15 protein-coding genes are annotated in these 12,778 nt (G+C 37.6%); 6 read left to right on the plus strand and 9 right to left on the minus strand.

The window, feature by feature from the left end; translation table 11 throughout:
• Positions 1-23: 23 nt before the first annotated feature.
• From LEP1GSC199_RS21725 to LEP1GSC199_RS07380, 6 genes are all read right to left on the minus strand, one after another.
• Entirely contained in the window at positions 24-398 is a 375-nt protein-coding gene (locus LEP1GSC199_RS21725; RefSeq protein WP_002979894.1) for a hypothetical protein, read from the minus strand.
• 81 nt (positions 399-479) lie between these two features.
• Positions 480-614, minus strand: coding sequence for a TetR/AcrR family transcriptional regulator (locus tag LEP1GSC199_RS21730; protein ID WP_002979966.1), 135 nt, complete (start codon positions 612-614; stop codon positions 480-482).
• Between the two features lie 35 nt (positions 615-649).
• Positions 650-1,708 (minus strand): alkaline phosphatase D family protein, encoded by a 1,059-nt coding sequence (locus tag LEP1GSC199_RS07365; protein WP_002979892.1) that lies wholly within the window; start codon positions 1,706-1,708, stop codon positions 650-652.
• Between the two features lie 84 nt (positions 1,709-1,792).
• A complete protein-coding gene (locus LEP1GSC199_RS07370; protein ID WP_002979948.1) occupies positions 1,793-2,317 on the minus strand; it encodes a hypothetical protein in 525 nt (174 codons plus the stop codon).
• A gap of 8 nt (positions 2,318-2,325) precedes the next feature.
• Positions 2,326-2,769 (minus strand): hypothetical protein, encoded by a 444-nt coding sequence (locus LEP1GSC199_RS07375; protein WP_039926341.1) that lies wholly within the window; start codon positions 2,767-2,769, stop codon positions 2,326-2,328.
• A 126-nt stretch (positions 2,770-2,895) separates the two neighbouring features.
• The gene (locus LEP1GSC199_RS07380; RefSeq protein ID WP_002979923.1) at positions 2,896-3,426 is read right to left on the minus strand and encodes a hypothetical protein; all 531 of its coding nucleotides are present in this window, start codon (positions 3,424-3,426) and stop codon (positions 2,896-2,898) included.
• A gap of 168 nt (positions 3,427-3,594) precedes the next feature.
• On the opposite strand from LEP1GSC199_RS07380, the gene LEP1GSC199_RS21430 reads away from it, so the two are divergent.
• Complete coding sequence (locus LEP1GSC199_RS21430; RefSeq protein ID WP_002979933.1) at positions 3,595-3,756, plus strand: hypothetical protein; 162 nt, start codon at positions 3,595-3,597, stop codon at positions 3,754-3,756.
• A gap of 128 nt (positions 3,757-3,884) precedes the next feature.
• Positions 3,885-5,360, plus strand: coding sequence for a hypothetical protein (locus tag LEP1GSC199_RS07385; RefSeq protein ID WP_002979906.1), 1,476 nt, complete (start codon positions 3,885-3,887; stop codon positions 5,358-5,360).
• A gap of 5 nt (positions 5,361-5,365) precedes the next feature.
• Here LEP1GSC199_RS07385 and LEP1GSC199_RS07390 read toward each other — a convergent pair whose 3' ends face one another.
• Entirely contained in the window at positions 5,366-6,478 is a 1,113-nt protein-coding gene (locus LEP1GSC199_RS07390) for an MBL fold metallo-hydrolase (protein ID WP_002979904.1), read from the minus strand.
• Positions 6,479-7,000: 522 nt separating this feature from the next.
• On the opposite strand from LEP1GSC199_RS07390, the gene LEP1GSC199_RS21735 reads away from it, so the two are divergent.
• Both LEP1GSC199_RS21735 and LEP1GSC199_RS21740 read left to right on the plus strand, forming a co-directional pair.
• The gene (locus LEP1GSC199_RS21735) at positions 7,001-7,519 is read left to right on the plus strand and encodes a hypothetical protein (protein ID WP_002979956.1); all 519 of its coding nucleotides are present in this window, start codon (positions 7,001-7,003) and stop codon (positions 7,517-7,519) included.
• Between the two features lie 93 nt (positions 7,520-7,612).
• Positions 7,613-7,906 (plus strand): hypothetical protein, encoded by a 294-nt coding sequence (locus LEP1GSC199_RS21740; RefSeq protein ID WP_002979961.1) that lies wholly within the window; start codon positions 7,613-7,615, stop codon positions 7,904-7,906.
• A 25-nt stretch (positions 7,907-7,931) separates the two neighbouring features.
• Here LEP1GSC199_RS21740 and LEP1GSC199_RS07400 read toward each other — a convergent pair whose 3' ends face one another.
• Complete coding sequence (locus tag LEP1GSC199_RS07400) at positions 7,932-9,128, minus strand: lactonase family protein (protein WP_232420701.1); 1,197 nt, start codon at positions 9,126-9,128, stop codon at positions 7,932-7,934.
• A gap of 467 nt (positions 9,129-9,595) precedes the next feature.
• Here LEP1GSC199_RS07400 and LEP1GSC199_RS07405 point away from each other — a divergent pair, with 467 nt between their 5' ends.
• Positions 9,596-10,642, plus strand: a complete 1,047-nt coding sequence (locus LEP1GSC199_RS07405) for an alpha/beta hydrolase family protein (RefSeq protein ID WP_002979959.1) — start codon at positions 9,596-9,598, stop codon at positions 10,640-10,642.
• 69 nt (positions 10,643-10,711) lie between these two features.
• On the opposite strand, the gene rocD is transcribed toward LEP1GSC199_RS07405, so the two are convergent.
• Positions 10,712-11,923: an ornithine--oxo-acid transaminase gene (rocD, locus tag LEP1GSC199_RS07410; RefSeq protein WP_002979968.1), complete on the minus strand. Its 1,212-nt coding sequence runs from the start codon at positions 11,921-11,923 to the stop codon at positions 10,712-10,714.
• 105 nt (positions 11,924-12,028) lie between these two features.
• Between rocD and LEP1GSC199_RS07415 the strand changes: the two genes are divergently transcribed.
• Positions 12,029-12,778: proline dehydrogenase family protein (locus LEP1GSC199_RS07415; RefSeq protein ID WP_002979952.1), on the plus strand; the 750-nt coding region annotated here is incomplete at its 3' end.

The following is a 12,778-nucleotide window of genomic DNA, read 5'->3' on the forward strand; positions in this document are numbered from 1 at the left end:
GCGAAAAGAACACTTAATAGAAATTAACTTTTTACTAAGCGCTCTGCTGAGGCAATCATCTGCGATTTCATTCGTTCAATCACCTTTCGGTCTTTGGTTAAGGCATACAACCGAAGGCCGCCAAGATAACTCATATACAACTCGTAACTTAATGATTTTACAAGTTCTGGCCGTAAATTTGGGGCAAATTTCAAAATGCAGGTTTCTACCGTATCCAATACATGATGGACAGCTTTGTTTCTGTAGGAGTCAAATTGACTCAAGTGCGAAATCTCACCTGAAAAAAGAGCAATCGGACAATCTTTTCTGGAAGTGTTCCTTTGGTTTCTGACGATGAAATTGACCCACTTTTCAATGAAGTCAGACATTCCGTTTGCTTTGGCCAATACCTTTAACATAACAACTCTTTGCTGTTCGGAAAGATAGTTTAGGTATTCAAATCCAATATCATCTTTTGATTTAAAATGATCATACAGAGTTTATTTAAAATGATCATACAGAGTTTTTTTATAGGCTCCTGCCTTATCTAAAATTTCCGCAATTCCTGTTGCTTGGAAACCTTTTTCACGAAACAAGGCAAAGGAACTTTCTAAAATTTTTTGTTTGGGTTTCAAAATGCATATCCTCCTATTGTTTCTTGAAAATATTTTTAATTAGAATCATTGTTAGTGTAATGCAAAATCACATTTCCAATTTTGTCTTTGATCTCGGAACGCCAAACCAATTTTCCGTCTTTCCTCTGAATCCGAAGAGATCCAAAGTTTTCCTCTCGAAATGCAGACCCAAGTTTATATTCCGAATCATATTCCAATGGCAAAAATGGTAAAGGCAAATTGAGAGAACTCGAAGTAACTTCGATTAACTTTCTACTGTCTGATAATGGATATTCGTATATTTCTGCAATATGTCTGTCCCCTGAAAGAATGACTAAGTCGGAAGTTTTTGCAGAACCAAAAAATTGGAAAAGTTTTTCTCTTTCTTTGGGGAAGTTTCCCCATTTCTCAAACGGTTGTTCCGTGGGAATGACTTGGATTCCAGAAACAAAAACGAGTAAGTCAGAAGGTTTGGCGAATTCTTCTGCCAACCACTTCCACTGTTCTTCACCAAGAATGGTGGCATCCTCTGCTTCATTCGGACGATAGTGATTTTTTCCAGTAAAATATGAGAACCAACTCCGCTTCAACGGAGATCGAAAAAACCTAGTATCTGGAATCACAATATGAACTTTTTTCTCTTTCCACTTAAGCCAATAGGAATGAAAGATCCCCCGACCATCCTTAGTTCCAAAACTTTGGCCTTTGGGCATTAAAGATCCCAACTGGGAAATGAAAATTTCGCGGCTCTTTTCTTTGTCGGCGTATTCGCCACCACTATCATTGATACCATAATCATGATCATCCCAAGTTGCAAGGATTTGTGACTGGGAACGAATGGCCTTCCATTCAGGCCGAGCGAATTGTTTTTTGTAAGCTGGAATTTTTTCTGTGGCAACCAAATTATCTGCGTATATATTATCACCTAACAAAAGTATGAGATCAAAAGATTCCTTTTCCCATTGGGTCAAAATAGGACTCTCTTTATCTTGGTGCAAACAAGACCCAAAACCGATGTGTAAACTTTCGATATCCTTTCCCTCAATTGGGAATTGAAGTAAGGTCACGAATGCGACGAATAAAAAAAAGGGAAAATACGGAGATTGCAGTTTCATAGAGGATTCGCAAAATTTAAGAAATTTTAGAAAAATATTTCTCAATTTTTAGGAATTTTTCTCTTTAAGTCAATCGGAAATCTTCTAACGACCTCTCATATATAACCCATACGGTGACCTTGAATTATAATATCCGATGTTATTTCGCATTACTTGTCTGCTATATATATTGCGATAGGAATACATCGGAAAAAACCAAGGATAATCTTTTCGATGAAAAGAACTACTGTATAAGATCACATCTTGGTAATAAACATTGTTTACATGTAACTCATAGATATACCCAGCAATAGGCCAATTCACAGGGAAAAAATCTCCTGCCACTTCTACTTCTGTTTCCTGATACATATCTCGTCCGGATCGCCTATCGCCAATGGCACAAGGTTCCATTCGACTGGGAACCGGCCCTTCCATAAGAACCAAACATTCTGAATTGTATCCATGTTTTTCAGCATAGGTCAATTGTTGGTGAGGCCGAAGATGGGTAGTCACATAGAATCCTCTCATTGCTGTTTTTTTATCTAAAGTGCTACATTTGAGTATTGATCCAAGTATCAAAATTAGAATTAAAATCCGCAGAATATTAACTTGGTGAAGATAAGGATACACAATCTACCTCACCTTGAATACTGAATCGAAGGGATTTTTCCCGGCAGACTCTGTTGCATGGATTGGCGTAAAATATTTTCTTTCAAAGATCGGTTATGAAAAGGGCCTCGACCAAGTGTTACATCTTTATAAAACTCAGAATTGGCGTGACCGACTCGGAGATATCCCGGAATGACGGTAAAATAATGGTTATACTGACTTGTTTCTTTTTCGCTTGAATGATAACTAAACCGACGATTTCCATTCCCCACATAACAGAATCCCAGACGAGGAAAGGGATACTGCGGATCAGGTGGAAGCAGACATTCTGAGGATTCACCCGTTTCGACAATCATCTGATTTTGATGATAATCTCTCTCGATTGGGAGAGGATTCTTTATTCCCAAAATTAACATTCTATCCAAGCTTGTACATTGAACGAGAAGTAATAAAATCCCTACTAGATGTTTCATACAAACATTCTAGACCTAAACTAACAGAAATGCGATGGGAGGTTCCCGCAATTGCGGAAACTACCTAGACCAAAAGGAAACTTTCGATAAATATCCTCTCGAAAGAATCCTTTACATACAACTAACTTAAATTTTTCGAAGATTGATGCGATAGGCAGTGATATTGGATGAAACTGCTTTTCCCTGGCACTGGTAATCAGAAGGATTCACAAGTCCTGTCGATTGCAAAGAATAAACCTTTCCCACTTCCAAAACAATTTGTTTGGCACCCGTTGCAGACGAAACGAAAAGTTCGGTATTTCCCTCTTTCAACGCCACAAGGAAATCAAATCGGCTCGAATTACAACTAGAAGATGTAAGTGTTTGTTTACCTGAAGTGGCAGTCACTTCATAGGTCCCACTAGTTTGGACTGTGACCGACCCACTCACAGACTGAACACTACAAATAGAAATGGAACCATTGACATTGAATGGTGAATTTGCATTTTCATTCGTCAGGTATTGGCAAGAAGGTGTGACTAAAATGGAAAGCACAACAGCATCGGCCAAGGGATCACCCGTGAGTTTTGTGCCAGGGATGAGTCCCTCTTCTTTCTGATTCGAACAACTCCAGAAAAGGAGGGACAGGATAGGTAAACAAACCAAATATTTTATCATACAAAAGCCTACTTATTGTTTTCTAAGTGGGTTCAAATTCTGATTGTTTGGTTCCCATTTTTTTGAAAACAAGGGGCGCCTCGAATCTATCCCAAACAATAAACATAAGATATTTCAGTTTGCCAAAAGTTCGGTTTAAAGCGGAAGTAGGAAGAAAGAGTATATAGTATGAAACTAAATAAAGAATGGCACAAAGAACATAAAATGCCAAAAAATGCTACTTTTGATGAACGTGTTCATTGGCATCTCGAACACCAAAAACATTGTCAATGCGCCCCCATTCCCCAAAAATTAGCTGAGCAAATGAAAGAAAAGGGGATAAAAACATAAGATACTTTTCTAATGCCCATTACTAACCTTGGGTATACAGCAATCAAAGAGTGCAATAAATTCTTGCCCTCTTTGGGTAACACTCATAATATCAGTGGAATCGGAAATTCTGAGGAAAAAAAATTGCCATGCCTGCAAAATATTTACAAACATCGACTAAGATTCGCATATTTTCTCTCCTCCTCATTTTTAGTTTCCTCTTTTTTTGCAAACTTCCCGAGCTAAACAATCCTTCCGACTACAATTCACGTGCTTATTTTGAAACTGCGCTTTTACTCTGCGCATTGGGACTCGGTCCATGTAATCCTTGTTCGTCTGCTCCTGGACCTTGGGGAAGTTTTATTGGTTCTTCCTCTCTAGCAGGAGCCACGACGGGAGCTACTAAATTAAAATCTGACAATGCTTACAATCTCTATGGACTTTCTTTTACATCCAACGACTTTGGACTCGGTGGGATTCATTTTCAGGGAGTAGCTGGTTCGACACTCAACTTTTTAGTTACAAAATTTTCTGCAACTGGGGAACGCCAATGGTTACGATACCTCGGCCAACGATCCGATCGACCAAATGGAATTTATTTCCGAGAAAACGATGGATTGTATATGTATGCGACCACTCCAACGAGTATTCTTCCTGCCGCAAATACCCCGCATGTAGGAGTTGGAGGAAACTCTGTCATCGTAAAACTATCCACAGATGGAAATATTCTTTGGAGTAAATACTTCAATGACGGATTGAATATCGACTCAGGAATCATTTCTGAAATCAAAGATAGTAGTGACCAGACTGGATTGTATGTTCTCGGATTCGCAACGGGTGCTTTGGTCAACCCAGGCAATGTAATCAGCAGTTCGACAAACAATGATTGGTTCATTCAAAAAATAGGATACGATGGTGTGGCTATTTGGACAAAATACTATCCTTTCGGACCAGCAATCAGTAACTTTAGGCCGTTTCGATTGGAAGCTATTCCTGCTAGTCAAGGGTTTGTCATTATAGGTCTTGTGGAAGCTGATTTGAATTCAACTTTTCTCAATGGTAAAAATGGATACCCATCATTTCTTGGAAATCTTGTGATGAAACTTGATGCCAATTTCAACTACCAATGGCACCGCTACTTAGGTGGGACAAACGCTGCAATAGACGATATTGGACCCTCCCTTGTTGTCTATGCTGACCAAACAATATTAACTTCCACTTATTACACTGATACAACCCCAAGTTTGGGACTCCCGCATCCTGGAGCCGGCATTAAATCTACGATTTTTTATCGGTTAGATGGATCAGGAAATCTTTTGAATTCCTCATTTGTATACAATCCAGGAGAAAGTATCATCATTACCGAAGGGAGTTTTTTACAAAATGGGAAGGCACTCATCACAGGTACAGTCGGGGAACTTGTAGGAATGGTCTCAGAATTAGATCCAATCACACTAAAAGAAGACTACAGAATTACCGGAAAAGAAAACTATAAAATGTCGGCAGTCAAACACTGCGATGGATCCTTTAGCAGTTTCGGAAGTTCTGCTGGTTCTATCTCAGATTCACCAATTCCTTTTGGAACAGGTATGTCCAATGCCTACTTGTCTCGCTTCAAAAGATAATGGCATCATTCCGACTTAATAAATTTCTTCCACCATCTTTCCATTAGGTTGGGTTCGCGAATTTTGACTATTTGTCCAAATTTTGGAGTAAGCAAATCAATTTTATAAATCTCAGCCTGTTTCTCAAGTGATTCTGCTGGTTCATACCAACTATGCAGTGATAAATTAAACATCCCCCAGTGAACGGGCACCAGTCTTTTCCCTTTTAAATCGAGATGAGCCTTTGCTGTTTGTTCTGGTAAAACATGCACGGCTTCCCACATCGGATTGTATTGGCCGTTTTCGATAAAGGTTAAATCAAACGGTCCATACTTATCACCTATGTTTTTAAAGTGAACATCGTAACCAGAATCCCCACTAAAATAAAATCTTTCTCTTTCACCGATAACAGTCCAAGAAGACCATAATGTTTTATTGCCATTCATACCACGTCTTCCCGAAAAATGTTGGGCTGGTGTACAAACAATTTTGATTTTTCCAATTTCAATGGTTTCCCACCAATCAAGCTCTGTTAGACGATCTTCCAAAACTCCCCACTCTTTTATATGGGAAGTGACTCCAAGAGGAGTGATGAATTTTGTGTTGGTGTTTTTAAAGAACTCAATGGTCTGCATATCGAGATGATCGTAATGGTCATGCGAAATGATGATATAATCGATGGGAGGTAATTCCTCTAATTTGACTACAGCATCCTGAAATCTTTTGACCATAAAAGCAAAGGGAGCAGCGGACTCAGAAAATACAGGGTCAAAAAATAATATTTTTCCCTCAATGTTTACAAGGAAAGTGGAATGCCCAAACCAGATAAATTTGATGCTTTCATCTGGTTTTAAAAACTCCGCAAAATCCGGTTTTTCTTCTGGTAGTTTGACACTTGGTTTTTGGTCTTTATCCCCACCAAAAAAAAATCTAAAAAACAAAGAAAAGAAATTTTGGCCTTCGCGCATTTTCTCCAAAACATCTGGTCTACGGTTTACGAACTGTTCCCGAGTGAGATCATAGTGAGTGGATTTTTTTATTTTTTCAAGGTGGGAGCCATCGGGATCTTTTCCAAAAGCTTTGCAATGGAATTGGGCAAATAATAATAAAATCAAAAAGGAAAATAGTAAATTTTTCAATAGGTTCCTGCCGACTGGTCGTGTTTTTTAGACTGGTCAACACCATAAAATCTGTGAATCGTTTCAAAATTTATTCGATTCCAGCTGATTGAAATTTCTTTTTCTGTAAATTTTCACTTTCCATAGGTAACCGATTTTTCCATTGTTTTTTTTACCTGAAACGAGGTTTTGTCCTATTTTTGAAACTCTACTAACACGCATACTACGTAAACTATTTGACTGTATTACTTCTTTGATCTTTGCAAAGTAATGAAGCCGAGACAATCAAATAGTTGCATTTTTATGTGACCATAGCGACTGTTTGATTATGAGAAACATAATTATTCTAATATTCTACTTTTTTGTTTTTATAAATCAGATACAATCACAAGAAAAAGTTGAAGAAAATTTTCCAGAATCGAAAGACAATTCCGCCCAATCTGTTGGAAAAAGTGGAGACAGATATGGTGTTTTGAATCTGCGAAAAAAAATGGTCCGAACTATATATCTCTCTATCCTGGTGTAACCTATGGTTTTTCTGAAATGATCATAAAATCACAGTTAGGTAAGGCGGATATGGCCGCAGATTTAAGTATCGAGAAAAACATAGATTTTCTAATGGATTTAAAATCTGTTGATTTTCAAATATCTGAAAATTTTGGATTTACTATCCTTGGAAGGGCCAAACCTTTTCTGATTTCAAGGCAAAGATACGAAGGAGATTTATCCTTTTTTGAATCTGGCTCTAATTCATCATCAAACTCCAGCAGCTCAGGAAGTTCTGGATCAGGATCTGGATCCAGTTCTGCAGACACACAAATTTCCAATGAAGATATAGGTACTAGAGTATCAGGCAATTACGCATTTTTTGCTCCGGCTTTTTATATTGGTAAAGAAGGAATAGACCACGTAAGGGTCGGATTAGGTGTGGGTGGAGGTCAGATTCGTTTTTCAGGGAATGCAAATTTTCAGAACACCTTTTTAGATATTTTGCCCTTGTCCTTCGGGAACAGACCGGGCGGTTTTGACAACTATGCAAACTTAGTGGGTAGAGTATCATAACTTAATGAACAGAATTTTACTGGTGACCCTGTTCGTTCCTTTCTGTTGGCAAATTTAGGCCAAGGAGAGAATTTACAAAACCTGGGATTATATATGGCGGCGAAGGGAGAAATTGATTTAAAAAACATAAATCATAATCAATTTTTCATTTCCTATTTAATGTTTCAAGATGTTACTCTTATCGAATTATTGGCCATCTCATCGATCAGCCGAGGTACAGTCTCCGCCAAACAAACATATTTTGTTCCTGTTGTTTTATTTGCCGAATATCCTACAAGTTTTGTAAATTTTCGCCTAACGGTAATGTACTCCTCTTTTAAAGCCGGCAACAATCATCATAACTTTAATAGTTTAGAAATTGCAGCCTATTTACCAATCGATTTGTAAAAAAAATAGAAAACGTATATTATACTCAATAAGAAACAATCTCTATCGAAAAAGGATTGATTCCAGCTGTAACGGGAAATCCAGCCATAGGCAAAAGAGATCCATCTTCGCCTATGGTATAACCAGAGACATTCCCACCTTCTGTGTTGGAGGAATATAAGTATTTTCCACTTGGATCAATACTAAGACCAATGGGACTAAATCCCGATACAAAGGGGGACCCACTTACGGGCGTTAAGGTTCCTTTAATTGCCTGTATAGAATACGCAGAAATTGTTCCTTGGCCTGTGCCACTATTGGCAACATAAACAAACCGGTTCCATGGATCCGTAATCGTGTACCCGGGAGCAACTCCTGCTGGAATATTCGTTTGGATGGCGAGGGTACCCGAGTTTATATCTCTCAAAAACGGGAATACATCTTGCGATGAATAGTTGGCTCCATAAACAAACTGATCATTCGCTGAAATGGCTATGGAAAGATTATTCACATTAGTAGGGTAAAAATTAATAGAATTTAAATTTCCATTCGTTGCATCTAGATGAAACGCTTGTACACCAGCCATGTCTCCAGGCGCACTCGTGAGCCCGGCATACAAATGTTTACCTTTAGAATCAAAAACCATTCTTCCCACAGCACCGGTAATGGGATTTAATGTAACAGTAACAGGAGTTAAACTAGAAAGATTTCCGGAAGAATCAATGGCCATCCGATGAATTTGTTTCTGGCTTTCTGAACTGGCAAATAAGTATTTTCCATTGGGATCTAATGCCAAAGAATACGGAGTGTTAGGAAGAACCAAGTCAGGATGTTTTAAAGATAAAGTTCCAGTCTCAGGATTGAGATTCAGTATAGAGATAGAAGTATTGCCGATGTTTACTACATACACAATGGTTCCTGTGGCATTGGTCGCGGAATAACGAGGACGGTTGGTCAATTGAAATGGTGAACCATCCACTTGCGAAATGGAACCAGTTTTTGGATCAATCCGAAATACATTGATGCTACTGGTTGCTGTGGACAAACCAACATTCGTAACGAGGATAAAACGAGGAATTTTGATCCTTGGGTTTCTAATATGGGCACCACAGAAATGAGTGTATTCACTAGCTCCAACAAGGACAACGAAGGTTTGTAAGTAAGCAGAGGAATCGGGATCACAGGTAGAATTGAATTCAGAACGTCGGCATTGGAAAAAAACCGCCACCATAAACCAAATCAAAAAAATCTTTTTGCAGGGGTTTATCCTTTGATTGCGTATCAAACCTAAAAAGTCCATTTTCACTAAGCAGGTATCCTATTCTCTTCCATAGATCACAAACTTAATTCATGTTTCCTATGAAAAATATCGATTTAATTTCTCTGCCACAAAAGATGAAAAAAACAAAAGCCCTACTTTTCTTTTAGACCCACTGGGACGTTCCCAATTCAATTTTGGTTTTGGTATTTTTTTTAAAAAACGGGCCGGGCTCTTCAGGGGTCCGCGTTCGCTTCCGTCACCTGCCATCTAACAATGGCCGGCGACCAAGCCCTTCCGATCCCTAACGCTACAGAAACTCGTATTTCAACTGATTTTGATGATAAAGTAAAAGATTAGCCTCTCTGTGATTTCATGAGATTTGGATTGATTTCAGACATAACTTTTAGAATGTTTCAAATAAAGAACAGTGCTACTGGTAAAGTGAAACAATGAATAGATTAACAGCTTGGATAAAATCGATCCATTTCCTTATGGGTTTGCAAAGTAAGGATGAAACTCTACCTGATGTTAAGGAAATATCGATTCCCGTTCGTAATGGAAGTTTGCGTGCAGATTGTTATATGCCGAAATCGCAATCGCTTGGAACCATCATTACAATCAATGGCCTAGCACCTCTAGGGAACCGAGATCCGCGGTTTATCATTGTTAATAAAAGTTTAAACAAACTTGGTTATACAGTCATAAGTCCATTCTTTGACGAAATCTGTGATTATAAAATTTCCCTTCGTAACATTGATGATATCAAAGATTCGATTCTTTTCATCTCTGGTCAAAAAGATTTATGCACTTCCGGGAAAGTTTCTATTTTTGCACCTTCTTTTTCGGGTTCTTTAAGCCTCATTGCAGTAAGCGACAAACAAATTGCCGATCGAATGAATACCATTTGTGCAATCGGCGCATTTGCCAACGTAGATGATATTATTGGAAATTTATTCGCAGACCAGAATTTGGATGAATACGGACGGATGATTCTTCTACTCAATTTTCTTCCCCTATCCATAGGAGAAAACAAGAGTTTATTCAAAGCCATTAAACTTGCTATTTTAGATAATTATTTCAAATACAAAGACAATCTTCTGGAACCTCATTTTTCAAAAATGAAAAAAGTAGACCGCGACTTTTTTGAAAACTTAAAATATGATAAAGATTTTAGAATGAAACATTGGAATATCATCCTAAAGAAAAGTGGAAAAGATCGTGAATTGTTATCTGCTTTATCTGTAACAAACCATATAAACTCTCTCAACTTACCCATTCTATTGATTCACGGATTAAAGGATGATGTGGTGCCTGCAAACGAATCTTCAATGTTACATGAAGAACTGGTGGCTCGCGGTGTAGAATGTAAACTTTGTATTACAAGTCTTATCTCCCATGGAGACACTGGATTTAGTTTGAAAACTTTATTAGAAGTGCCAAAACTCATCACATCCTTTTCATTTTTTTTCCGAAAAGCTTATGATAAAAAGCAATAAAGATATCAGGAATTCTTAAAATTGGAACTAACACTTGCTCTTCGTCTCATTTTTCAACAATTTACTCACTTACAAAAACAAATCAATAGCATCTTTGATGATCCCCAAAGTTTGTTTCATCTCGGCTTCCCGAATCACAAGGGGTGGAGCGAACCGAACCGTATTTTTATGAGTTTCTTTGACCAAAATTCCCAGTTTCATGAGTTCAATACATAGTTTTTTGGCATCTACAGTTTCTGTAAATTGAACCGCATTTAAAAGTCCTTTCCCCCGAACAGAATGCACTAAAGGGTGGTTCCAAGATTCTATCGTATCTCTAAATAGTATCCCCATAACCTTAGAATTCTCAGACATCCCTTCTTCTAAAATTGTTTTTACAGCAGTCATTGCCACTTCGCAAGCCAACGGGTTTCCGCCAAAAGTAGAACCATGTTCGCCTGGTTTCAAAAGTAAAAGAATTTCATCAGAGCCTAACACACATGAAATCGGCATCATTCCACCTGAAAGTGCTTTGCCAAGAAGTAATAAGTCAGGTTTTATTTCAGAATGATCAGAACAAAGAAGTTTTCCCGTTCTGCCCAAACCAGTTTGTATTTCATCGACAATCAACAATACATTATGAAATTCGCATATTCTTTTAGCTTCCCTTAGATAGTTTTCATGAGGAACTATGACTCCGGCTTCGCCTTGAATCGCTTCCACCATAAAAGCGGCGACATTCTGATCAGACACTGCCTTTTCTAGAGAATCTAAGTCATTGTAAGGAATGATTTCGTATCCAGAAAGGAAAGGTCCAAAATCATTTTTACTTTTCGGATCTGTGGATGATGAAATAGCTGCGATGGTTCTCCCCCAAAAATTTCCTTCGCAGAATATGATTTTTGCTTGGTTTTGTGGAATTTTTTTCTTTTGATATCCCCATTTTCTAGCCAGTTTAATAGCAGTCTCTCCCGCCTCCACACCTGTATTCATGGGCAATACTCGATCGTATCCAAATGTAGAACACATAAATTCAGTAAATAACGGAAGTTTGTCGTTATGGAAAGCGCGGGATGTAAGTGTAAGGATGGATGCTTGTTTTTGGAAAACTTCTACAATTTTTGGATGGCAATGGCCTTGATTCACCGCACTATATGCAGAAAGGAAATCAAAATACTTTCTCCCTTCTATATCCCAAAGATAAATACCTTCGCCTTTTACTAATACAACCGGTAAGGGAGAATAATTGAAGGCTCCAAACTTAGATTCTTTTTCGATTAGTAAATCCGTTAAATTTCCCATTGGGAAATAAAAACATCTAAGTTATTGTTTACAACTCCTTTCATATCTTATATTCTCATTTTTTAAAAGAATCTTAAATTTTGGATCCAATTTGGTTGTTACAATATGTTTACAAAACAAATGCAATATGATGATACTAAAATTCTTGGTATTGCAAAAACAATTGATGCAAACTCTGGATCTCTGCTGCAAAGATTTGTATTCTTTATTACTTCAAAAACCATTCACTTTGGATTTCAATATCCAAAGTTAAAATTACAAATTTTTAAATTCATCGATGTCCTTCCGTCTCTCGAAACAAAAAATGTTTATTCATATTTCAAAATTTATATTTTTGATGAAGATACAGAAATACCTTCTTTTTTAAAATCTTCGATTCACTTTTTTATCAACACTTTGTTCCTAAACTTTATTGTTTCTCTTATTATAGCAAAGATTGTGAAAATTTTTGCGAAATTTTTTATTCTGACCGATTCACCAAAAAGTATAAATACAATAAGCCCTTCCGCAAGGCCTCGCACTTACGACGTATTAGGTGAAATTGCATTATCTCCCAAAGAAGCCAAAGAATACCTCAGACAATATTCAGAACTCCTAAAAATTCTCCCGGAAGTTCCGACAAACATCGATTCCAAACTACGAACCAATATTTCGATCAAATGTTCAGGGATAGAAACAAGATTATATCCAGAATCCGAAGAGATGAGTATCCATTATTTAAAAGAAGTTCTTCGCCCCATCCTTCGTTTGGCAATGAAGAAAGGAATCGGAATCAACTTAGACATGGAACAATACGATCTCAAGTCGATCATTACGAAAACAGCAATGAATTTGTTTATAGAAGATACGTGGCGT

The organism is Leptospira vanthielii serovar Holland str. Waz Holland = ATCC 700522, from assembly GCF_000332455.1.
GTDB lineage: Bacteria > Spirochaetota > Leptospiria > Leptospirales > Leptospiraceae > Leptospira_A > Leptospira_A vanthielii.

What these genes read in the sequence shown, in the direction of transcription:
- LEP1GSC199_RS21725 (WP_002979894.1), bottom strand. Translation starts at nt 398, where the DNA reads ATGTTAAAGGTATTGGCCAAAGCAAACGGAATGTCTGACTTCATTGAA.
- LEP1GSC199_RS07385 (WP_002979906.1), top strand. Translation starts at nt 3,885, where the DNA reads ATGCCTGCAAAATATTTACAAACATCGACTAAGATTCGCATATTTTCT.
- LEP1GSC199_RS07405 (WP_002979959.1), top strand. Translation starts at nt 9,596, where the DNA reads ATGAATAGATTAACAGCTTGGATAAAATCGATCCATTTCCTTATGGGT.
- rocD (WP_002979968.1), bottom strand. Translation starts at nt 11,923, where the DNA reads ATGGGAAATTTAACGGATTTACTAATCGAAAAAGAATCTAAGTTTGGA.
- LEP1GSC199_RS07380 (WP_002979923.1), bottom strand. Translation starts at nt 3,426, where the DNA reads ATGATAAAATATTTGGTTTGTTTACCTATCCTGTCCCTCCTTTTCTGG.
- LEP1GSC199_RS21735 (WP_002979956.1), top strand. Translation starts at nt 7,001, where the DNA reads ATGATCATAAAATCACAGTTAGGTAAGGCGGATATGGCCGCAGATTTA.
- LEP1GSC199_RS21740 (WP_002979961.1), top strand. Translation starts at nt 7,613, where the DNA reads ATGGCGGCGAAGGGAGAAATTGATTTAAAAAACATAAATCATAATCAA.
- LEP1GSC199_RS07365 (WP_002979892.1), bottom strand. Translation starts at nt 1,708, where the DNA reads ATGAAACTGCAATCTCCGTATTTTCCCTTTTTTTTATTCGTCGCATTC.
- LEP1GSC199_RS07375 (WP_039926341.1), bottom strand. Translation starts at nt 2,769, where the DNA reads ATGAAACATCTAGTAGGGATTTTATTACTTCTCGTTCAATGTACAAGC.
- LEP1GSC199_RS21430 (WP_002979933.1), top strand. Translation starts at nt 3,595, where the DNA reads ATGAAACTAAATAAAGAATGGCACAAAGAACATAAAATGCCAAAAAAT.